Source organism: Streptomyces sp. SID12501, assembly GCF_010550245.1.
In the GTDB taxonomy this organism is placed as follows: Bacteria; Actinomycetota; Actinomycetes; order Streptomycetales; family Streptomycetaceae; genus Streptomyces.
In genome coordinates this window covers 49,261-71,536 of the sequence record NZ_JAAGLU010000014.1, presented here as the reverse complement: position 1 = coordinate 71,536, position 22,276 = coordinate 49,261, and the positions used below count along the sequence as shown (strand labels likewise).

The 22,276-nt window shown below is 67.4% G+C and carries 19 protein-coding genes; 9 read left to right on the top strand and 10 right to left on the bottom strand.

Translation table 11 applies throughout. The features are described 5' to 3' along the window. The first annotated feature begins 158 nt into the window (after window positions 1–158). On the top strand, window positions 159–944 hold the full coding sequence (locus G3I71_RS18430) for a hypothetical protein (RefSeq protein WP_164315891.1): 786 nt from the start codon (window positions 159–161) through the stop codon (window positions 942–944). A gap of 134 nt (window positions 945–1,078) precedes the next feature. Here G3I71_RS18430 and G3I71_RS18425 read toward each other — a convergent pair whose 3' ends face one another. Next, window positions 1,079–2,521: a CCA tRNA nucleotidyltransferase gene (locus tag G3I71_RS18425; RefSeq protein WP_164315890.1), complete on the bottom strand. Its 1,443-nt coding sequence runs from the start codon at window positions 2,519–2,521 to the stop codon at window positions 1,079–1,081. A gap of 219 nt (window positions 2,522–2,740) precedes the next feature. Between G3I71_RS18425 and G3I71_RS18420 the strand changes: the two genes are divergently transcribed. The 7 genes from G3I71_RS18420 to trxA all read left to right on the top strand — a co-directional run bounded on the left by G3I71_RS18420 (window position 2,741) and on the right by trxA (window position 12,371). After that, a complete protein-coding gene (locus G3I71_RS18420) occupies window positions 2,741–5,116 on the top strand; it encodes a DUF6049 family protein (RefSeq protein ID WP_164315889.1) in 2,376 nt (791 codons plus the stop codon). Window positions 5,117–5,167: 51 nt separating this feature from the next. Next, entirely contained in the window at window positions 5,168–7,417 is a 2,250-nt protein-coding gene (murJ, locus tag G3I71_RS18415; RefSeq protein ID WP_164315888.1) for a murein biosynthesis integral membrane protein MurJ, read from the top strand. A gap of 118 nt (window positions 7,418–7,535) precedes the next feature. Next, window positions 7,536–9,254, top strand: coding sequence for a protein kinase family protein (locus G3I71_RS18410; RefSeq protein WP_164315887.1), 1,719 nt, complete (start codon window positions 7,536–7,538; stop codon window positions 9,252–9,254). Between the two features lie 25 nt (window positions 9,255–9,279). Next, window positions 9,280–9,990, top strand: a complete 711-nt coding sequence (gene sigM, locus G3I71_RS18405) for an RNA polymerase sigma factor SigM (RefSeq protein ID WP_164315886.1) — start codon at window positions 9,280–9,282, stop codon at window positions 9,988–9,990. Then, complete coding sequence (locus G3I71_RS18400; RefSeq protein WP_164315885.1) at window positions 9,987–10,856, top strand: hypothetical protein; 870 nt, start codon at window positions 9,987–9,989, stop codon at window positions 10,854–10,856. Before sigM ends, G3I71_RS18400 begins: the two co-directional genes overlap by 4 nt. Window positions 10,857–11,025: 169 nt before the next feature. Continuing rightward, entirely contained in the window at window positions 11,026–11,997 is a 972-nt protein-coding gene (gene trxB, locus G3I71_RS18395) for a thioredoxin-disulfide reductase (RefSeq protein WP_164315884.1), read from the top strand. A gap of 41 nt (window positions 11,998–12,038) precedes the next feature. Further along, on the top strand, window positions 12,039–12,371 hold the full coding sequence (gene trxA, locus G3I71_RS18390; RefSeq protein ID WP_164315883.1) for a thioredoxin: 333 nt from the start codon (window positions 12,039–12,041) through the stop codon (window positions 12,369–12,371). Between the two features lie 80 nt (window positions 12,372–12,451). Here the strand turns inward: trxA and G3I71_RS18385 are convergent, their stop codons facing one another. From G3I71_RS18385 to rpmH, 9 genes are all read right to left on the bottom strand, one after another. Further along, window positions 12,452–13,069 carry a GNAT family N-acetyltransferase gene (locus tag G3I71_RS18385; RefSeq protein WP_164315882.1) on the bottom strand — a complete coding sequence of 206 codons (618 nt, stop codon included), beginning with the start codon at window positions 13,067–13,069 and terminating at the stop codon, window positions 12,452–12,454. A 301-nt stretch (window positions 13,070–13,370) separates the two neighbouring features. After that, window positions 13,371–14,480: a ParB/RepB/Spo0J family partition protein gene (locus G3I71_RS18380; protein ID WP_164315881.1), complete on the bottom strand. Its 1,110-nt coding sequence runs from the start codon at window positions 14,478–14,480 to the stop codon at window positions 13,371–13,373. Then, a complete protein-coding gene (locus tag G3I71_RS18375) occupies window positions 14,477–15,550 on the bottom strand; it encodes an AAA family ATPase (protein ID WP_164316022.1) in 1,074 nt (357 codons plus the stop codon). The genes G3I71_RS18380 and G3I71_RS18375 overlap by 4 nt, the downstream gene beginning before the upstream one ends. A 281-nt stretch (window positions 15,551–15,831) precedes the next feature. Further along, window positions 15,832–16,548: a 16S rRNA (guanine(527)-N(7))-methyltransferase RsmG gene (gene rsmG / locus G3I71_RS18370; RefSeq protein WP_164315880.1), complete on the bottom strand. Its 717-nt coding sequence runs from the start codon at window positions 16,546–16,548 to the stop codon at window positions 15,832–15,834. Window positions 16,549–16,728: 180 nt separating this feature from the next. Then, entirely contained in the window at window positions 16,729–17,244 is a 516-nt protein-coding gene (locus tag G3I71_RS18365) for a R3H domain-containing nucleic acid-binding protein (protein WP_164315879.1), read from the bottom strand. Window positions 17,245–17,259: 15 nt separating this feature from the next. Then, window positions 17,260–18,528 (bottom strand): membrane protein insertase YidC, encoded by a 1,269-nt coding sequence (gene yidC, locus G3I71_RS18360; RefSeq protein ID WP_164315878.1) that lies wholly within the window; start codon window positions 18,526–18,528, stop codon window positions 17,260–17,262. A gap of 3 nt (window positions 18,529–18,531) precedes the next feature. Next, window positions 18,532–18,885 (bottom strand): membrane protein insertion efficiency factor YidD, encoded by a 354-nt coding sequence (yidD, locus tag G3I71_RS18355; protein WP_164315877.1) that lies wholly within the window; start codon window positions 18,883–18,885, stop codon window positions 18,532–18,534. Further along, complete coding sequence (gene rnpA, locus G3I71_RS18350) at window positions 18,882–19,253, bottom strand: ribonuclease P protein component (RefSeq protein ID WP_164315876.1); 372 nt, start codon at window positions 19,251–19,253, stop codon at window positions 18,882–18,884. Before rnpA ends, yidD begins: the two co-directional genes overlap by 4 nt. A 21-nt stretch (window positions 19,254–19,274) precedes the next feature. Further along, window positions 19,275–19,412 (bottom strand): 50S ribosomal protein L34, encoded by a 138-nt coding sequence (gene rpmH / locus G3I71_RS18345; protein ID WP_006381191.1) that lies wholly within the window; start codon window positions 19,410–19,412, stop codon window positions 19,275–19,277. A 387-nt stretch (window positions 19,413–19,799) separates the two neighbouring features. On the opposite strand from rpmH, the gene dnaA reads away from it, so the two are divergent. Continuing rightward, window positions 19,800–21,659 carry a chromosomal replication initiator protein DnaA gene (dnaA, locus tag G3I71_RS18340; RefSeq protein ID WP_164315875.1) on the top strand — a complete coding sequence of 620 codons (1,860 nt, stop codon included), beginning with the start codon at window positions 19,800–19,802 and terminating at the stop codon, window positions 21,657–21,659. Window positions 21,660–22,276: the final 617 nt, after the last annotated feature.

Below are 22,276 nucleotides of genomic sequence, written 5' to 3'. Positions count from 1 at the left end.
GCTACCACGCCTGCGCCAAAGAACCCTTTTGCTCTGGAGAACCTCAAATCCATTGCGTCATCAGGAAGTTGACTGCAAAGATCTCGTCTCGTGCCCGGCGACGACCAACCCGAGCACAAAGACCGGGTGACATTGGCTCACGAAATCGGGGAACGTAAATGAAGATTTCTATCGCACGCGGAACAACAGCAGCATTCAGCGCTATCGCGATCCTCGCTGGCACCGCATCGCAGGTTTTCGCCACAGACGCCACGACGACCATAGCCGAGCGGAGCGATCACTCCGCTAACCCAGCCGCCTACGCCAACTACCTGCGCCACTCCCCCCAAGAGGGGGCCGCTGACGCACTCAAGAAGTTCCAGCATCTGACGCAGGCTGAACAGAACAAGTTCATCGGCTATCTGCACGACCCGGCCCTGCTCAAGTCGCTCCTCGACAAGACCGCGGACCAGGGCAGCCAACTTACCGCCTCCTCCCGGAACGCCAGCAGCACGACATCACTGCGCAACGGCGATGTCACCATTGGGAAAGAACGCACCATCAGCGGCCTTTCCGCCGCCGCGAAGAAGCCACTGCCCAGTGGAAATCACACGGTGAAGTACAATGCATACCTAAAGTTCTTTGGCATAACTGTCATAAAGCTCAGCCTGTGGGTAGACTTTCACAGCAATGGGCGAGACATCACCAAGGTGAATTCCGCTAACGCCGGCAAAAAAAACCTCAGCGGTGTAATTAATATCTCCAAGGGAGTCCCTCAGAAGTCGCTGAGCAAGTGGAAATGGTGCAAGAATGGCCACTGCACTGAAGGCCACAATGCCGATGCCTCGGTAATCTGGGAAGGCACCATTGTCTTCAAGGGGAGCACCTTCCAGATCGATAAGGAGCAGTGGATGAGGGCCAACGTCTATGGCTCGCTCATCAACTACTCTCTTAAGAACGTATAGCCGAAGCCGAACAACACGACGAATCGCTGGTCCGTCGCCGTTGGACAGGGAGGGCCTCTCTCCCCCCAACACCAATCAGGTTCATGGGAGGGGTGCAATGTTTCACGTGAAACATTGCACCCCTCCCATGAGGTTCAGCCCTGCTCCGCCCACCACTCTTTGAGCGCCGCCACCGCTGCCTCTCGCTCCATCGGCCCGTTCTCCAGCCGCAGTTCCAGCAGGAACTTGTACGCCTGCCCGATCGCCGGACCCGGCCTGACGCCCAGGATCTCCATGATCTGGTTGCCGTCGAGGTCGGGACGGATCGAGTCCAGTTCCTCCTGCTCCTGGAGTTCGGCGATGCGCTGCTCCAGACCGTCGTACGCCCGCGAGAGTGCCGTGGCCCTACGCTTGTTCCGCGTGGTGCAGTCCGAGCGGGTCAGCTTGTGGAGGCGGTCGAGGAGAGGGCCCCCGTCCCGGACATAGCGGCGGACCGCCGAGTCCGTCCACTCTCCGGTGCCGTACCCGTGGAAGCGCAGGTGCAGCTCGACCAGACGCGAGACGTCCTTCACCAGCTCGTTGGAGTACTTGAGCGCCGTCATCCGCTTCTTGGTCATCTTCGCTCCGACCACCTCGTGGTGGTGGAACGAGACCCGCCCGTCCTCCTCGAAGCGCCGAGTGCGCGGCTTGCCGATGTCGTGCAGCAGCGCGGCAAGCCGGAGCACGAGGTCGGGGCCGTCCTGCTCCAGCTCGATCGCCTGCTCCAGGACGATCAGCGAGTGATCGTAGACGTCCTTGTGCCGGTGGTGCTCGTCGCGCTCCAGGCGCAGGGCCGGCAGCTCGGGCAGTACGTGGTCGGCGAGGCCGGTGTCCACCAGCAGCGTCAGGCCCTCGCGCGGGTGCGGGGACAGGATCAGCTTGTTCAGCTCGTCCCGTACGCGCTCCGCCGAGACGATCTCGATGCGGCCAGCCATGTCGGTCATGGCCGTGACGACCTCGGGCGCCACCTCGAAGTCGAGCTGGGCGGCGAACCGCGCCGCCCGCATCATCCGCAGCGGGTCGTCCGAGAAGGACTCCTCGGGCGTACCCGGCGTGCGCAGCACCCGCCTCGCCAGGTCCTCACGGCCCCCGTGCGGATCGATGAACACCTTCTCCGGCAGTGCCACGGCCATCGCGTTCACCGTGAAGTCACGCCGGACGAGGTCCTCCTCGATGGAGTCGCCGTACGACACCTCGGGCTTGCGCGAGGTCCTGTCGTACGCCTCCGACCGGTAGGTCGTCACCTCGATCTGGAAGCCGTCTTTCTGAGCCCCGACCGTCCCGAAGGCGATCCCGACCTCCCACACGGCGTCCGCCCAGGGTCGGACGATCTTGAGTACGTCCTCGGGGCGGGCGTCGGTCGTGAAGTCCAGGTCGTTGCCGAGCCGGTCCAGCAGAGCGTCCCGGACGGAGCCGCCGACCAGGGCGAGCGCGAACCCGGCCTCCTGGAAACGGCGGGCGAGGTCGTCGGCGACCGGGGCCACCCGCAGCAGCTCACTCACCGCGTGGTGCTGCACCTGGCTCAGGGCACTGGCATTGTCTTCGTTGGCGTTCGGCACAACAGAAAAGGTTACGTGGCCCGGGCGTCGGCCCGCGCCTCCATAAAACGTCCACGCACTTTGCCGGGGACTCCTCCGTCAATACACAGACATAGAGGACAGCCGACCGGTATTCCGCGATCTTGTGGAGCAGTCCGCGGCACTTCCCCTCAGCGCGCATCGTTACCATGCGTGGACGCACATTCCGACGACCACTGACGACGAGGGACGGGCGAACGCGTGGCCGAGGCGGCAGACTTCCCGGGGCTGACTCCCTCTCCCGCGCGCCGGTGGTTCCGGCGAGCCGGAGTGCTGCTCACAGGGGCGCCCCTACTTGCCGGTCTGCTCCAACTACCCACCGGACAGCCCGCGTACGCCGCCGGGTCGGACCCAGTGGTCGTCTCCCTGGATTCGCTCACCCCCAGCGCCCCCACGGACGGGGACACGCTGACCGTGTCCGGCACGGTCACCAACAAGGGCAAGCGGACGGTCACGGACGCCCATGTGGACCTGCGCGTGGGGCAACTGCTGACCACCCGCTCCGGGATCGACGACGTCGCCGCGCGCACCGACTACGAAATGGGCGCCGACGGGACGGAGGTCGGCGGCAAGTACGTCGAGAAGTTCTCGAAACTCACTCCCGGCGTCGCCCAGCCGTTCACCATCTCCGTTCCGGTCGACAAGCTGGACCTCGGCCAGGACGGCGTCTACGAGCTCGGCGTCTCACTGTCGGGCGAGACCTCCGCCGAACCGTACGAGCGGGTGCTCGGAATCAAGCGGACGTTCCTGCCGTGGCAGCCCGAGGAGGCGGACACGAGGACACGGACGACGTATCTGTGGCCGCTGATCTCCACGGTCCACATGACGGCGGAGACCGGCCCGGGCGAGCAGCAGACACCCGTCTTCCTCAACGACGACCTCGCCGCGGAGATCTCCCCGGGTGGACGCCTGGAGCAGATGCTCTCGCTGGGCAAGGAGCTCGACGTCACCTGGGTGATCGACCCCGATCTGCTGGCCTCCGTCGACGCGATGATCGGCAGTTACGGCGTCCAGGGCGCCGACGGCTCCAGTACGCCCGGCACCGGTCAGGCGGTCGCCAAGCAGTGGCTCGCCGAACTCCAGGACGCGGTCGAGGGCAAGGAGGTCGTCGCCCTCCCCTTCGGGGACCCCGACCTCGCTTCCATCGCGCACAACGGCAAGAACGTCACCGGCACTCTGAGCCACCTCAAGAGCGCCACGGACGTTGCCACCAACACCGTGGAGACGATCCTCCACATCACACCGAGCACCGACTTCGCGTGGCCGGTGAACGGTGCCGTCGACCCGTCGATCGTCAAGATCGCCACCTCGGCCGGCGCCGACAAGGTGATCGCGCGCAGCGACAGCCTGAAGGAGACCGGCGACCTGCCGTACACGCCCTCCGCGGCCCGGCCCATCGGCGGGGGCACCACGATGGTCGTCGCGGACACGCGGCTGTCCACGGCCTTCCAGGGCGACATGACAAGTGCCGGCAGCTCCACCCTCGCGGTGCAGAAGTTCCTCGCCACGAGCCTGACGACCACCCTCCAGACCGACAAGCAGCGCACCGTCGTCGTCGCCCCGCAGCGCATGCCGTCCGCGAGCCAGGCCCAGACGATGGAGAAGGCGATCACCGCCCTCCAGGACTCGAACTGGTCCCAGCCGCAGGAACTCACCGCGACCGCCGACACCAAGCCGGACCCGGGCGCCACCACCAAGGTGCCCGCGGCGTCCTCGTACCCCACCACACTGCGCAGGCACCAGCTGCCGCAGGCTGCCTTCGCGCAGATCGCGAGCACGCAGGACAAGCTCGACAACTTCAAGATCATCCTTACCGACGAGACCCGTGTGGAGACCCCGTTCGGGCGGGCCATCAATCGTGAGATGGCCACGTCCTGGCGCGGCCGGTCCCGCGAGGCGGACAGTTTTCGCAGGGGCGTGGAGCTGCACCTCGACGAACTGACCGACCAGGTCAGGCTGATCAAGAAGTCAGAGACGAAGCTCTCCGGCGGCAGCGCCACCATCCCGGTCACCGTCCAGAACAACCTCGTCCAGCCCGTCGACAACCTCGTGCTGCGGTTCACCTCGACGAACCCGACCCGGCTCAAGATCGGTGACGGCGCCTACCAGGAACAGGACATCGCGGTCTCCGGCGGGCACAGCCAGTCGGTGAAGTTCACCACCTCGTCCAATGCCAACGGCCCGATCACCGTGATCGCCCAGCTGTACACGAAGGACGGCCAGAAGTACGGGCCCGCCGTCTCGTTCAACGTGCGGGTCACCGAGTTCACAGCCATGGCCATGCTGGTCATCGGCGGTGGCTTCCTGCTCCTCGTACTCGCGGGCCTGCGCATGTACACACAGCGCAAGCGCGCCGCGGCCCGGCTCGCAGCGGAGCCCGGTAACGGGCACGAGGACGAGACCGCGGATGAGGACGCCGGCGCCGACGAGAACCAGGACGGCTCCGAGAGCCGTCCTCAGGGGGAGTCGGACGCATCGGTGCGGGCAGACGCCCCGGAGCAGCCGAGTGACCCGACGCCGAACACCGCACCGGAAAGCGCCGGCCCGTCCGGGACGGGTGAGAGAGTGGACCGTTGAGCGATGTCGTCGTGGCCGGTGGGCCCGGTGAACGATGAGGTGGGGTAAACCATGAACGCGCCGTACGACGGTGACCGCGGTCAGGGCGCGGGCGACTCGGGCTCTCCCGAGGGTCCGCCGCCCGAGGATGGCCAGGTGCCGGCGCAGTCCCCCGCGGACATGTACCTCCAGGACGCCTACACCCAGGACCCGTACCGGGCCCAGGACCTCACCGCCCAGGACCCGGTGGCCGAGGCGCTCTACGACCGCGCCGCGCACCCCCCGCCGCCGCCCGGCACGTATCAGCCGCAGCCCCCGCTCTACGGACAGCCCGTCCAGTCGGCGTACGCCCCCGACCCGCACGTGTGGGCCCAGACCCCGGCCCCCGAGCCGGACGGAGCCACGCAGTACCTGCCGTACGGCGACGATCCCCGCACCACCCAGTACGTGGGCGTCGACGCCCTTGTCTCCCAGGCCGGGGAGCAACGGCACGAGCCGGACGCATTCGCGCATCTCTTCCGGGACCAGCAGCAGGGCGGCGGGCAGGGGCCCGTGGAGCCCCCGGTGGTACCCGGCCCGTTCCCCTCGCCGGCTCCCGTCCCGCGGGCCCAGGCCCCGGCGGCCGACGCCACGATGCAGCTGACCCCCCAAGCAGCCCCCGCCCCCGCACCGGCGGCCCCCAAGAAGGGCGGTCGGGCCACCGGCCTGCTGAAGTCGAGCGCCGTCATGGCGGCGGGCACGATGGTCTCCCGCCTCACCGGCTTCGTACGCTCGGCACTGATCGTGTCGGCCCTCGGTCTCGGCATGCTGGGCGACTCCTTCCAGGTCGCCTACCAGCTGCCCACCATGATCTACATCCTTACCGTGGGCGGAGGCCTCAACTCCGTCTTCGTTCCGCAGCTCGTGCGCGCCATGAAAGAGGACGACGACGGCGGCGAGGCGTACGCCAACCGCCTGCTCACCCTCGTCATGGTGGCCCTCGGCGCGCTCACCGCACTCGCGGTCTTCGCGGCCCCCCTGCTGGTCCGCGCCCTGTCGGTGAAGATCGCCAACGATCCCGCGGCCAACGAGGTCGCCGTCACCTTCACCCGCTACTTCCTGCCCACCATCTTCTTCATGGGCATCCACGTGGTGATGGGGCAGATCCTCAACGCGCGCGGGAAGTTCGGCGCGATGATGTGGACGCCGGTCCTGAACAACGTCGTCATCATCGTGGCGCTCGGCATGTTCATCTGGGTCTACGGCAGCGCGGCGGACTCCGGCATGCAGGTCACGACCATCCCGCCTGAGGGCCAGCGGCTCCTCGGCATCGGCGTGCTCCTGGGCCTCGTCGTCCAGGCCCTGGCAATGATCCCGTATCTGCGCGAGACCGGCTTCAGGATGCGGCTGCGCTTCGACTGGAAGGGCCACGGCCTGGGCAAGGCGGCGATGCTCGCCAAGTGGACGATCCTGTTCGTCCTCGCCAACCAGGCCGGCGCCCTCGTCGTCACCCAGCTGGCCACCGCCGCCGCCGGCGAGAACCCGAAGATCCAGGGCACCGGCTTCGCTGCCTACGCCAACGCCCAGCTCGTCTGGGGCCTGCCGCAGGCCATCATCACGGTCTCCCTGATGGCCGCGCTGCTGCCGCGGCTGGCCCGCTCGGCCCACGAGGGCGACGCCGGCGCGGTCCGCGACGACATCTCCCAGGGCCTGCGCACCACCGCCGTCGCGATCGTGCCCATCGCCTTCGGTTTCGTGGCCCTCGGCATCCCGATGTGCACCCTGATCTTCGGCTCCTCGGGCACCACCGAGGCCACCAACATGGGCTTCATGCTGATGGCCTTCGCCCTGGGCCTGATCCCCTACTCCGTGCAGTACGTCGTCCTGCGCGCCTTCTACGCGTACGAGGACACCCGCACGCCCTTCTACAACACGGTGATCGTCGCCGCCGTCAACGCGACGGCCTCCGCCCTCTGCTTTTTCGTGCTCCCGGCCCGCTGGGCCGTGGTAGGCATGGCCGCCTCGTACGGCCTCGCGTACGCGATCGGTGTCGGTGTCGCCTGGAACCGGCTGCGCAAGCGCCTCGGCGGCGACCTCGACGGCACCCGTGTCCTGCGGACGTACGCCCGGCTGGGCATCGCCTCGGTACCGGCCGCGCTCCTCAGTGGCGCGGCCTGCTACGGCATCGGCCACACTCTGGGACAGGGCGCCGGCGGCTCCTTCGTCTCCCTGCTCGGCGGCGGTGCCGTCCTGCTTGTCGTCTTCTACATCGCCGCCCGTCGTATGCGCATTGAAGAACTGAACTCACTGGTGGGTATGGTGCGCGGGCGACTGGGGCGATGAGTCGAGGGAAACCGCACAACCATCGTCCGCCACCGCGTGTCGTGCAGAGTGGCGGACTGTGGGCACAATTGGGTTTGACGTCGGAGAGCTCGCAACGGATGGGGAGGCAGGAGCGACGGTGGCGGAACGGAGCACGGCTGCCGTCGACGTGGCAGACAACAGCGGCGACGAGCCGCTGACCGCGCAGGCGGACGAGTCCACGGCCGACGGCGTGGCCCAGAACCGGGAGCGGGACACGGACAACGACGAGGCACAGGGAAGCGGCGGGACCGAGAGTCCCGGAAAGGCCTCACCGCCCGAACTGCACAGCGGCCACAAACTCGCCAGGCGCTACCGCCTGGAGGAGTGCGTCACCCGTCTGGACGGATTCAGCAGCTGGCGCGCGGTCGACGAGAAACTGCGTCGCGCCGTCGGCGTGCACATCCTGCCCGCGGACCACTCACGGGCGCGTTCCGTGCTGGCCGCGGCCCGCTCCTCGGCGCTGCTCGGCGACCCCCGCTTCGTGCAGGTCCTCGACGCCGTCGAGGAGAACGACCTCGTGTACGTCGTCCACGAGTGGCTGCCCGACGCGACGGAGCTCACCGCGCTCCTGGCCGCCGGCCCGCTGGAGGCGCACGACGCCTACCAGATGGTCAGCCAGATCGCCTCCGCCATGGCAGCCGCCCACCGGGAGGGCCTCGCGCATCTGCGCCTGACCCCGGGCACCATCCTGCGGAGTTCGTCCGGCCAGTGGCGTGTGCGCGGCCTCGCGGTCAACGCCGCCCTGCGCGGCATCACTTCCGACACCCCGCAGCGCGCCGACACGGAGGCGATCGGCGCCCTGCTGTACGCCTCGCTCACCCAGCGCTGGCCGTACGAGAACGACGCGTACGGTCTGTCCGGGCTGCCCAAGGGCGTCGGTCTGATCGCGCCCGACCAGGTGCGGGCCGGAGTGCACCGCGGCCTGTCGGAGCTCGCGATGCGCGCGCTCGCCAACGACGGCGCCACCGCCTCACGCCACGAGTCCGCGTGCACGACGCCCGAGGAACTGGTCAAGGCGATCGGCGAGATGCCCCGCATCCGCCCGCCTGAGCCGGTGTTCACGGCCCCGCCCGACTACCAGCGCACGACGTACCAGCAGGGCTCGTACGGCCGCCAGGCGCCCCGCCCGGGCCTCGCACAGCCGCTGCCCACCCCGCCGCCCCCGCTGCAGACCCGCACGGGCAAGGCCCTGAAGTGGGCGGTGTCGGCGCTGCTGATCGCCGCGCTGGGCCTGGGGAGCTGGCAGCTTGCGGACGCGCTCATCGACCGCGGCAGCTCCAACGACACCAACCAGACAAAGACTCCGGACGACAACGACAAGAACACCGACAAGGCCAAGCCGGTCTCCACGCTGAAAATCCAGGGTGCCGAGGAGTACGTCGCCAAGGGCAGCGCCCAGCACCCGGGAGACGTCGACAAGACGTACGACGACGACAGCTCGACGTACTGGCGTACCGCGAGCTACAACGACGGCCCCGACATGAATCCGGCTTACAAGCCGGGCGTAGGTATCGTCTACGACTTCGGCTCGGCCCAGGAAGTTTCGGCCGCTTCAATAGGGCTCCTTTTCGGAGGGGACCACACAACCGTCACGCTGTACGCGACGGACTCATCGAGTTCGTCGGTCCCTCTGACCTCGATGACGAAGCTCGGTACGGTGACAACCAAGGGCACCACTGCCAAGGTCGCGATCGCCAAACCGGTGAAGAGCCAATACGTGCTGGTCTGGTTCACCGCCCTGCCGTATGCGCCTGGCGACTCGTTCAGCGGTTCGGGTTACAAGCAGGCCATAACAGACTTGAAGTTCACCGGCTGACGATCCACCGAAGGGAAGGGGGCCCATGGCGGAAGGCGCCGCGTTCGACGGAGTGAGCGATCAGGACCTCCTCGCCCGCCATGTCGACGGTGACCCCGACGCCTTCGGTGAGATCGTGCGTCGGCATCGTGACCGGCTCTGGGCGGTGGCCCTGCGCACTCTGGGGGACCGCGAGGAAGCCTCTGACGCCGTCCAGGACGCCCTCGTCTCCGCCTACCGGGCCGCCCACACCTTCCGGGGCCAGTCGGCCGTCACGACCTGGCTGCACCGCATCACGGTGAACGCCTGCCTGGACCGCGCCCGCAAAGCCGCGTCCCGCAAGACCTCACCGGTCGACGACACCGAACGGCTGGAGCAACTGCTCGAACCGCACGAGTCGGCGTCGGCCCCGGCCGAGCGCAACGATCTGCACCGCCAGCTCATCGAAGCGCTCGGCACCCTCCCGCCCGACCAGCGAGCCGCCCTCGTGCTGGTGGACATGCAGGGCTACCCGGTCGCGGAGGCAGCCCGCGTCCTCGACGTGCCCACCGGGACGGTGAAGAGCCGTTGCGCCAGAGGCAGAGCCAGACTGCTGCCGCTCCTCACCCATCTCCGGCCGGAAAAAGCCGGTGACGGCAAGGAATCGGGTGACGGACGGAACCGGGCGCAGGGGACATCCGTCCCACCCGCAGCGGGACCAACGGATGCAGGACCAAGTGATTCAGCTGCTGTGAAGGGCGGAGGTGGGCGAGCGTGACATCCACGACCGACACAGCTGGACACCCGGACGTCACGGAGATCTCCGACCTCACGGAAAACCTGCTCACACCCTCCCGGACCGCGGACGTTCGACGGCATCTGGACGAGTGCGTCCTCTGCGCCGACGTGTACGCCTCCCTGGAGGAGATCCGTGGCCTCCTCGGCTCGATGCCGAGTCCTGTGCGCATGCCGGACGACGTCGTCGGTCGTATCGAAGCCGCCCTCGCTGCCGAGGCACCGCTGAACACCCCGGTGTCGGTCGGCGCCGCCGGTGTCGTGTCGGGCGAGATCGAGGGCGCGCATGTTTCACGTGAAACATCGACTCCCGCCGAACGGCTCACGGACCGACCCACAGGCCATGCTCACGCGGCCACCGGTCCGGGCCGGAAGGACCGCACACGACGCGGAAAGCGCCGCACCATTGTCCTGGGCACAGTCTTCACTGCTGCCGTCCTGGGACTCGGCTCTCTGCTGGTGTCCTCACTGGGCGATGACACCAAGCAGTCCGAAGCTGCGAGCACGTTCTCCGGGCAGAAGGTCGAGACCCAGGTCGCTGAACTCCTCAAGCGTCAGGGCGGCAAGAAGAGCGCCGACATCGAAGGCATGCACTCCACGGACCACCCCAGCATCAAGATTGTTCCGGTGGTCCCCTCCTGCGTCGCCAAAGGCATCGGCCGCAGCGACACACCTATCCTCGGCGTCAAGCAGGGCACCTACGACGGCACCGCCGCCTATCTCGTAGTGCTCCCCGCAGCGGGCGACGACACCCGCGTCACTGCCTACGTCGTCGACTCGGCCTGTGTGCAGGAATCGTCGGCCGCTCCGGCAGAGATTCTGCTGACGCAGTCCTACGCGCGTTCCTGAGCGCGGGCCCTTCGACTCCTCCCTCCGCGGTCTCCCCTACCCGGTGGCGCCCCTGTGTGCCCGGACACAGCGGGAATGCGGGCCCCGTAGGATCCGTTGGGTGGGGTGAGAGTTCTGAGAGAGGCTCCCACCGGTCGTACGAAGCCGTCCAGAAACGAGGAAACACGCCGTGAGCGACGTCCGTAACGTGATCATCATCGGCTCAGGGCCTGCCGGCTACACAGCGGCGCTCTATACCGCACGCGCGTCGCTGAAGCCGCTGGTCTTCGAGGGCGCCGTGACCGCCGGTGGTGCGCTCATGAACACCACCGAGGTGGAGAACTTCCCCGGTTTCCAGGACGGCATCATGGGTCCTGACCTCATGGACAACATGCGCGCCCAGTCCGAGCGCTTCGGCGCCGAGCTCGTCGCGGACGACATCATCGCCGTAGACCTGACGGGTGACATCAAGACCGTCACGGACACCGCGGGCATCGTGCACAAGGCGAAGGCCGTCATCGTCGCCACCGGCTCGCAGCACCGCAAGCTCGGACTGCCGAACGAGGACGCCCTGTCCGGCCGTGGCGTCTCCTGGTGCGCGACGTGCGACGGCTTCTTCTTCAAGGACCAGGACATCGCCGTGATCGGCGGCGGCGACACCGCGATGGAAGAGGCAACCTTCCTCTCCCGCTTCGCGAAGTCGGTGACGATCGTCCACCGTCGGGACACCCTGCGTGCCTCCAAGGCGATGCAGGAGCGCGCCTTCGCCGACCCGAAGATCCGCTTCGTCTGGGACAGCGAGATCGCGGAGATCCAGGGCGACCCGAAGCTCGCCGGACTGAAGCTGCGCAACCTCAAGACCGGCGAGCTGTCCGACCTGGCCGTGACGGGGCTGTTCATCGCGATCGGCCACGACCCGCGTACCGAGCTCTTCCAGGGACAGCTGGACCTCGATGAAGAGGGCTACCTGAAGGTCGACGCGCCGTCCACGCGGACCAGCCTCAGCGGGGTCTTCGGCGCCGGTGACGTGGTCGACCACACGTACCGCCAGGCGATCACCGCGTCCGGCACCGGCTGCTCCTCCGCTCTGGACGCCGAGCGCTTCCTCGCCGCCCTGGCGGACAGCGAAGAGCAGGCCGAGCCCGAGAAGACCTCTGTCTGACCCCGTCCGCCCCACCGCAGCATCGAGTTAAGGAGCCCCCTGTGGCCGGCACCCTGAAGAACGTGACCGACGACTCCTTCGACGAGGACGTCCTCAAGAACGACAAGCCCGTCCTGGTGGACTTCTGGGCCGCCTGGTGCGGACCGTGCCGCCAGATCGCGCCCTCGCTCGAAGCGATCGCCGCCGAGTACGGCGACAAGATCGAGATCGTCAAGCTCAACATCGACGAGAACCCGGGTATCGCCGCCAAGTACGGCGTGATGTCCATCCCGACCCTGAACGTCTACCAGGGTGGCGAGGTCGCCAAGACCATCGTCGGCGCCAAGCCGAAGGCCGCGATCCTGCGCGACCTTGAGGACTTCATCGCCGACTAGTCGGCGCAGCAGCCGATGTTTCACGTGAAACATGAGTGGGCCGACCCTTTCGGGTCGGCCCACTCTCTTTGCCTCAGTCCTCAGAGCGGCCGAAGTGCCGGCTCCTTCTGTACTCCTCCCAGCAGCCGGTCGAGCGCCAGCTCCATGTCTTCCTTCCAGGAGAGCGTCGTCCGCAGTTCCAGGCGAAGCCGAGGATGCAGGGGATGGGGCCGCACCGTCTTGAAGCCCACAGCCAGGAGATGGTCCGCTGGAAGCACACAGGCCGTCTCCTTCCAACGGGCGTCCCCGAAAGCCTCGATCGCCTTGAAGCCCCGGCGCAGAAGGTCCTTGGCGACTGTCTGCACCATCACGCGCCCCAGTCCCTGCCCCTGGTAGCCCGGCATGATGAAGGCGGTCATCAACTGCACCGCGTCCGGCGAGACCGGACTCGTGGAGAACGCCGTGGACCGGGGAACGTAAGCCGGAGGGGCGTAGAGCACGAACCCCACCGGGTTGGCGTCGACATAGACGACACGGCCGCAGGAACCCCATTCGAGCAGAACGGCCGAGATCCACGCTTCCTTTTCCAGCGCGGATGTCCCCGCTTTCAGCGCGGCTTCTCCGCTGACGGGATCCAGTTCCCAGAAGACACACGTGCGACAGCGCTTGGGAAGGTCCTGAAGGTTGTCCAGCGTGAGCGGTACGAGCCGACGCCCCATGAAGGCTGTTCCTCGCTTCCTTCGCCCGCAGCGTCGCGAGCGGCTGTCAGAGCACTCCGTTCCCTGAGCAGACTGCCGACGAACCCGCCGACGGCGCCCAGTCCCAGACCTGCGCTCACCAGTCCGGTGCGGCTCACCGTTCGCATGGCTCCCGCCTCTCCAACTCAGAGGTGCTGCCAGGTGGATCCGCCATCCCGAACGCATCGTATCCACGAAGCGATCGCATCGATACCGCCTGTAAGCAAAGAGCGGGCCGTGTCCGGTGTGCACCGGACACGGCCCGCTCCGACCGTCGGAGGTCTCAGTCCTCCGAATCCTCGGAGTCATCGTCCAGAAGACTTTTCTGAAGAACCGGACCCTCGCCCGGGGCGAGAGAGCTGAGGATGCGCTCAAGGTCTTCCATCGACGCGAACTCGACGGTGATCTTGCCCTTCTTCTGGCCGAGGTCGACCTTCACCCGTGTCTCGAAGCGGTCCGAGAGACGACCTGCCAGATCGGTCAGGGCCGGAGACACCAGGGCACCGGCCCGTGGCCCCTTGGACCTCGTAGCCGCCGTAGGCCGCGAGCCCATCAGGGTCACGATCTCCTCGACGGCCCGGACCGAGAGCCCCTCGGCCACGATCCGGTGAGCCAGCCGGTCCTGCTCCTCCGAGTCGTCCACGGAGAGGAGCGCCCGGGCGTGCCCGGCGGAGAGGACTCCGGCGGCGACACGGCGCTGGACCGGCGGCGAGAGCTTCAGCAGACGCAGGGTGTTGGAGACCTGCGGCCGGGAACGGCCGATCCGGTCCGCCAGCTGATCGTGCGTGCAGTGGAAGTCCTTGAGCAACTGGTCGTAGGCCGCCGCCTCTTCCAGCGGGTTCAGCTGAGCCCTGTGGAGGTTCTCCAGCAGCGCGTCCAGGAGGAGCTTCTCGTCCTCCGTGGCTCGCACGATCGCCGGAATCGCCTCAAGGCCCGCTTCACGGCAGGCCCTCCAGCGCCGCTCGCCCATGATGAGCTCGTAGCTGGTGGCACCCACCTGCCGTACGACGACAGGTTGAAGGAGACCGACCTCCTTGATGGAGGTGACCAGCTCCGCCAGCGCGTCCTCGTCGAACACATCACGCGGCTGTCGTGGGTTCGGCGTGATGAAGTCGATGGGCAGCTCGGCGAAGTGGGCACCGATGGGAGGCGCCGGGACCTCCCCGAATTCGTTGAACTCGTTCGAGGAGGCATCCTCTGTTTCACGTGAAACAGGCGGCAGCGTGGCCACCCTCGCCGAGGCCACTCCGCGCTCGGCCGTAAGTACGGGGACCGCCGCCGGTGAGGTGGAGGCGGTACCCCCCATCGCCGGTGGCATCGGCCTGTCTCCGGTCGGTGCAGCTGGGATCAGTGCGCCGAGACCACGGCCCAACCCCCTCCGTCGCTCGCTCACTGAATACCCTCCACGATGCTCTGTTCGCTCTGTGCGCCGATGTGGGCGTGCTGCGCGTCATAACTGACGCCGACACCCTTCAGCGCGATTTCCCGGGCCGCCTCAAGGTAGGACAGGGCCCCACTCGATCCTGGATCGTAGGTGAGCACCGTCTGTCCGTAGCTCGGCGCCTCGGAGATTCGGACCGAGCGCGGAATGCTCGTCCGCAGCACCTCGTCGCCGAAGTGGTTGCGCACCTCGTCCGCGACCTGGGACGCGAGGCGCGTCCGGCCGTCGTACATGGTGAGCAGGATCGTCGTTACTTGAAGGTCGCGGTTGAGGTGGGCCCGCACCAGATCGACGTTGCGCAGCAGCTGGCCCAGGCCTTCCAGCGCGTAGTACTCGCACTGGATGGGGATGAGCACCTCGGCGCCGGCGACCAAAGCGTTGACCGTCAGCAGACCGAGCGAGGGCGGGCAGTCGATGAGGATGTAGTCCAGGGGCTGCTCATACGCCTGGATCGCTCGCTCGAGCCGGCTCTCTCGTGCCACCAGTGACACCAGCTCGATCTCCGCACCGGCGAGATCGATGGTGGCGGGTGCGCAGAAGAGGCCCTCGACGTCGGAGACCGGCTGAACGACTTCCGAGAGTGGCCTGCTGTCGATCAGCACGTCATAGATGGATGGAACATCGGCGTGATGGTCGATCCCCAGCGCCGTGGAAGCGTTGCCCTGAGGATCGAGGTCCACGACCAGGACGCGAGCCCCGTGCAGGGCGAGCGAGGCGGCGAGGTTGACGGTTGTCGTCGTCTTCCCCACTCCGCCTTTCTGGTTGGCGACCACCATGACGCGCGTCCGCTCCGGCCGAGGCAGGCCTTCGCCGGCCCGCCCCAGAGCCTCCACCGCCAATTGGGCAGCACGACCGATGGGAGTGTCGTCCATCGGGGGCGGTGTTTCACGTGAAACATCCTCCCCAATCGACTCGGTTCGGGGACCGGGGACCGGATCGGTCATCGGTCCCGCGATGTTGGCGTTGGACCGCAAGGATTCACTCTCCTCGACTTCAGGCTCGCAATGAACAGAGCCTGCCATGTCTTCGGGGTCGTGAACCAGTGAGGCCTGGTGTTCTGTGGAGAAATCCACCTCTGTGGACAACTCCGTTACCTCTCCGGGTGAACCGGGAGGCTTTCGGTCGCGGGGTGCGGCCGCGGCCCGGCCGCGGCTGATGATGCCGTGCAGCAGTGAGCGACGTTTCACGTGAAACAAGATGCCCAGCTGTGAGCTCTCTGGCCGCGCGACACTCCGAGATGTATAGGTTAGGCAGCTTGTGTGGAGTACGTCTCGTCGTCAGGACGGATCAACGAACCTGAAGATCAGCGCCGACGTCGCACCCGTCCCGTCCGGGCAGCCTTGGCCCGCTTCGCCGCGAACCGCACTCCGCCGGGACTCTCCCCGACCACAACCCGCACGACGGTCGACAGCGGGTCCACCAGGCCCTCACCCACATGCAGGATGGATGTCTCGACCGCCCCGAGCTTGCTCAACGCGGTGGCCGAAGCCTTCAGCTCCTCCTCGGCGGTGTCCCCCTTGAGCGCGAGCATCTCCCCGTACGGACGCAGCAGAGGAATGCCCCAGGTGGCCAGCCGGTCCAGCGGGGCCACGGCACGTGCCGTCACCACGTGGACCGGCTGGAGCGTCCCCATGACCTCTTCCGCGCGGCCACGGACGACCGTCACATGGTCCAGGCCCAGCAGCTCGACGACTTCGCTGAGGAAGTTGGTCCGGCGCAGCAGCGGTTCGAGCAGTGTGATCTTCAGGTCCTCCCGGACCAGTGCCAGGGGAATGCCGGGCAGGCCGGCGCCCGAACCGACATCGCACACCGTCACGTTCTCCGGCACGACCTCGGAGAGCACCGCACAGTTCAACAGGTGCCGCTCCCACAGGCGGGGCACCTCACGCGGGCCGATCAGACCACGCTGCACACCCGCCTCAGCGAGGAGTTCCGCGTATCGGACCGCGTCCGCGAAGCGATCGCCGAACACCTCGCGCGCCTGCTCGGGCGCCGGGGGGAGCTCCGCTGCCTCCGTCACGGGGACCGTCCTTCCGTACCGCATGAGCGCACTGGGCGCTGATCACCAGGACTACAGGGACTGGAGCTGTCGAGGACCGCATATGGGCGAACAGGAGGCCGACAGCTGCCGGGAACTACAGGCTGACAAAGTTCGGCCCCGTCTGCGCAACAGACGGGGCCGGAGGGACCTACGTACCGATCAGGCGGGAAGGACGACGACGAAGCGCTGGGGCTCCTCGCCCTCGGACTCGCTGCGCAGGCCCGCGGCCTTCACCGCGTCGTGCACGACCTTGCGCTCGAACGGGGTCATCGCCTTCATCTTGACGGGCTCGCCGGAGCTCTTGACCTCGGCCGCGGTCTTGGCACCCAGCTCCGAGAGCTCCTCACGCTTCTTGGCGCGGTAGCCCGCGATGTCGAGCATCAGCCGGCTGCGGTCCCCGGTCTCCCGGTGCACGGCCAGGCGCGTGAGTTCCTGGAGGGCCTCCAGTACCTCGCCGTCCCGGCCGACCAGCTTCTGCAGATCTCGGCCGCCCGCGTCGCTGATGATCGAGACAGCGGCCCGGTCGGCCTCGACGTCCATGTCGATGTCGCCGTCGAGGTCGGCGATGTCAAGCAGACCCTCGAGGTAGTCCGCCGCGATCTCGCCCTCCTGCTCCAGGCGGGACAGGGTGTCTACACCCTCGGCTGCGGCGGAGGTGGTGGTGCCTTCCGTCACGGGATGGACTCCTTCTTACTTCTTGGACGGGGACTTGGGGCGCTGCGGACCCTTGCGCTGTCCGGACTGGGCCTTGCTGCGGGTACCGGACGTCTGCTTGGCGGCTCCTACGGCCGGCTTGGCGTCGGCGGGCTCGTCGGACTTGCTCAGTGACACCGTGGAGGTGTCCGACTCGGCACCGCCTGCCGCCCTGGTGCCCGACTGACGCTGGGACTTGCTCTGGCGCTTGGGCTGCTGGCGCTTGGCGGTGGCGCCAGCGGGCGTACCGTCCTCGGTCTCGGCGATCTCCGGGTTCACGCCCTTCGTCACCGTGCCGTCGGGCTGAGCCGCGAGGCCCGCCTTGTTCAGGCCGTTGATGAACTTGCGCTCGAACTCGTTGCGGTCTCGGCCCTTGGAGACGATGGCCTTCACGATGGCGCGCTCACCACGGCTGCGGGTCTTGCCGTGCTGCGTGACGTGCTTGTGGAGGCGCTCCAGGTGAGTGGCCTGCGCCTTGCTGCCCGGGGTCGGGTTGTTGCGGATGACGTACATCTGCTGGCCCATGGTCCACACGTTGGTGGTCAGCCAGTAGACGAGGACACCGACCGGGAAGTTGATGCCGAAGACGGCGAACATGACCGGGAAGACGTACATCAGCATCTTCTGCTGCTGCATGAACGGTGTCTTCACCGTGGTGTCGACGTTCTTCGTCATCAGCTGGCGCTGTGTGTAGAACTGCGACCCCGACATCAGGACGATCATGATGGCGGTGACGACGCGGACGTCCATGATCGAGGCACCGAGCGCCTCCACCTTCGACGCGCTCTCGGTGAACTTCGCGGCCAGCGGAGCGCCGAAGATGTGCGCCTTCCGCGCACTCTCCAGCAGCTCGGCGTTGATGACGCCGATCTTGTCGCCCGACGCGATGCCGTTGAGCACGTGGTACAGGGCGAAGAAGAACGGGGACTGCGCCAGGATGGGAAGGCACGAGGAGAGCGGGTTGGTGCCCGTCTCCTTGTACAGCTTCATCATCTCTTCGGACTGGCGCTGCTTGTCGTTCTTGAAGCGCTCCTGGATCTTCTTCATCTCGGGCTGCAGCGTCTGCATGGCCCGGGTCGCCTTGATCTGCTTCACGAAGAGCGGGATCAGGCAGATGCGGATCAAGATCACCAGGGACACGATGGACAAGCCCCAGGCCCAGCCGGTGTCGGGGCCGAAGATCGCGCCGTACACACTGTGGAACTGGACGATGACCCAGGAAACGGGTGTCGTGATGAAGCTGAAAATGCTGGCAATCGTGTCCACTAATCATGCTCCTTGGACATGGGACGGGGTCTCGGCGGCCGGACTCGAAGGATTCTGTCCCTCGATGGCCGCGCCGGCGGCGGAGGTCCCGCCCTTGCGTGCATGCCAGGTGTTGCGCAGCATTTCGTGCCACCGCGGACGCTTGCGCGGCGGGACATGGTCCACACCGCCGAGCGACCACGGGTTGCACCGCAGGATGCGCCAGGCGGTCAGTGCCGTCCCCTTGACCGCACCGTGGCGGTCGATGGCCGTATGGCCGTAGTGGGAGCACGACGGGTAGTACTTGCACACGGGCCCGAGCAGCGGACTGATCGTCCACTGGTACAGCTTGATCAGAGCCAGTAGCGGGTACTTCATCGCGCGCCCCCTCCCAGCAGCCGCTGCAGAGCGGCGTCCAGGTCTCGGGCCAGCTGTGCATGGTCGGCGTCGCCCGCACCGGGCAACGCTCGTACGACTACCAGGCTACCGGGGGGCAGCCCGGCGACTCGGTCGCGCATCAGGTGGCGAAGCCTGCGCTTCACCTTGTTGCGGACGACCGCGCCGCCGACTGCCTTGCTGACGACGAAACCCGCACGCGTCGGGGGAGCGCTCTCCCCAGGCGCGTGCGGGTCCGTGGCACCGCTACGAAGATGGACGACGAGGAGCGGACGGCCGGCCCGGCGGCCCCGTCGTACCGCGGTCGCGAATTCCTCGCGCCGCCTCAGCCGATGCTCGGTAGGCAGCACGACGTCATGACCTGATCAGGATCAGGCGGACAGGCTCGCGCGACCCTTGCCACGGCGGTTCGCGAGAATCGCGCGACCGGCACGGGTACGCATCCGCAGGCGGAAGCCGTGGGTCTTGGCGCGGCGACGGTTGTTCGGCTGGAAGGTGCGCTTGCTCACTCGGGGGCTCCAGAAAGAATCGGTAGATACCGGGGTGCCGTCTTGGCTGTCACCGTGCGCCCACGAGTAGCTCGCTTACGCCCGATTGCACCGCTCCCGATCACTGAAGAATGCCCTGGTAGGAGCACTCATACGTGATCTATGCCCATCGGAGGCAGGCGGCAGCAGCCATCGACAACTCGACCTGGTCACGGTACGCGGGGCTACGCCATCCGGTCAAACCAGCACCCCGGGCGAGACACTATCCACAGCCTGGGGACAACAACTTGAACCGCACCCGTCGCCCTGACTACCGTGGCCGGACTCCCTACCGCCCGTCCGACCCGAAGTACATCCCGATACGTCCCAGAACCACACGTTCGTGGGACCCGTGAGAGAGCGTGCCCTGTGGCTGACGTACCTGCCGATCTTGCCGCAGTGTGGCCACGAGTGCTGGAACATCTCCTCGGTGAGGGCCGCGGACAGGGCGTCGAGGTGAAGGACGAGCGCTGGATCAGGCGCTGCCAGCCGCTGGCCCTGGTCGCGGACACCGCACTGCTCGCCGTACCGAACGAATTTGCGAAAGGCGTGCTGGAAGGCCGCCTGGCGCCGATCGTCAGCGAGACACTCAGCCGCGAGTGCGGCCGGCCGATCCGTATCGCGATCACCGTGGACGACTCCGTCGGCGAGCAGCCCGCGCCCTCCGCCCCGCCGCAGTCGCGCTACGAGGAGCCCGATCTCCCGCCGGCCCGCGACCCGTACCAGGGATACGGCCGCCACCGCGCCGACGACCACTCCCAGACGCGCGACGGCCAGCAGCCCTCCCACGCGGACCAGCTCCCCACCGCCCGCCCCGCCTACCCGTCCGAGTACCAGCGCCCCGATCCCGGCGCCTGGCCCCGGCCGACCCAGGACGACTACGGCTGGCAGCAGCCCCGGCTCGGCTTCCCGGAGCGCGACCCGTACGCGTCACCGTCCTCGGACTACCGCCCGCAGCCACCGCGCGACCGCTCACCGTACGAACAGCAGCGTTCCGACTACGAGCAGCAGCGCGGCGACTACGGACAGCCGCGCTCGGAGTACGAGCAGCGCGCCGGCCGCCGCGACCTGTCGGACTCCCCGTCGAACGGCGGTCACGAGCACCGGGGCGGCCCCGGAGGCGCCGTGCGTCCCGGCGGCGGCGCACCCGGCTCGCCGGCTTCGCGGCAGACCCCGGCACCGGGCCCCGGCGAGCCGACCGCACGCCTCAACCCCAAATACCTGTTCGACACGTTCGTCATCGGGGCGTCGAACCGTTTCGCCCACGCGGCGGCCGTCGCCGTCGCCGAGGCACCCGCGAAGGCGTACAACCCTCTCTTCATCTATGGGGAGTCGGGACTCGGCAAGACACACCTGCTGCACGCCATCGGGCACTACGCGCGCAGTCTCTACCCCGGCACGCGCGTGCGATATGTGAGCTCGGAGGAGTTCACCAACGAGTTCATCAACTCCATCCGCGACGGCAAGGGCGACAGCTTCCGCAAGCGCTACCGCGAGATGGACATCCTGCTCGTCGACGACATCCAGTTCCTCGCGGACAAGGAGTCGACGCAGGAGGAGTTCTTCCACACCTTCAACACGCTCCACAACGCCAACAAGCAGATCGTGCTGTCCAGCGACCGCCCGCCGAAGCAGCTGGTCACACTGGAGGACCGGCTGCGGAACCGCTTCGAGTGGGGCCTGATCACCGACGTCCAGCCGCCCGAGCTGGAGACGCGGATCGCCATCCTCCGTAAGAAGGCGGTCCAGGAGCAGCTCAACGCCCCGCCGGAGGTCCTGGAGTTCATCGCCTCCCGCATCTCGCGCAACATCCGCGAGCTGGAGGGCGCGCTGATCCGGGTGACGGCGTTCGCGTCGCTCAACCGGCAGCCGGTGGACCTCGGCCTCACGGAGATCGTCCTCAAGGACCTGATCCCGGGCGGCGAGGACTCGACTCCCGAGATCACCGCTCCGGCCATCATGGCGGCGACCGCCGACTACTTCGGCCTCACGGTCGAGGACCTCTGCGGCAGCTCACGCGGCCGTCAGCTGGTCACGGCCCGCCAGATCGCCATGTACCTGTGCCGCGAGCTCACGGACCTCTCGCTGCCGAAGATCGGCGCGCAGTTCGGTGGCCGCGACCATACGACCGTCATGCATGCCGACCGCAAGATCCGCGCTCTGATGGCCGAACGACGCTCCATCTACAACCAGGTCACCGAGCTGACCAACCGCATCAAGAACGGCTGACAGCAGCGCGGCCACAGCACCGAAGGCGCCCCCGGAACGTGTCCGGGGGCGCCTTCGACGTTCTCCGGCAGCTCCCCCAGGGGTGCCGGACGCTTCCTCCGCCGGTTTTGCTCGTGTCGGCCGTTGCCGTACCGCAACCCACTGTTCGAACGCGCGCCGGGTTACGGCCACCCTCCACAGATTCGGTGACTTTTTCGCGTCCACACCCTGGGGACCCAGAAGTTGTCCAGACTGTGTCCACAGGCCAGGCTGGTGATAGACCATCAGGCCAGGTCAGGTGGTTGTGGATTGGTGGACAAAAGATGTCCACAGCCTGTGGACAAAGAAATGATCCACAGGCTGTGCACGGAGTTGTCCACCGGCGGCCCACAGGCTGCGGCCTGTTGTCCCCAGCGATCACCGACTTCTCCACACCTCTGTCCACTGTTCGGCAACACAACGCGCCTGCTCACCACGTCGAGTGAAAGGCGTCACATCGAGCTGTCTGGTTGGGCTGTGGGAAACGTGGGTAAAGCTGGGGACGGCGCTGGGGAGAAGTACCCCCCGCCTGTGCATGGAGTGTGCAGAACTTTCTGTTCTCCACAGAGGGGCCTGGTTATCCACCGCCTCCACCCACA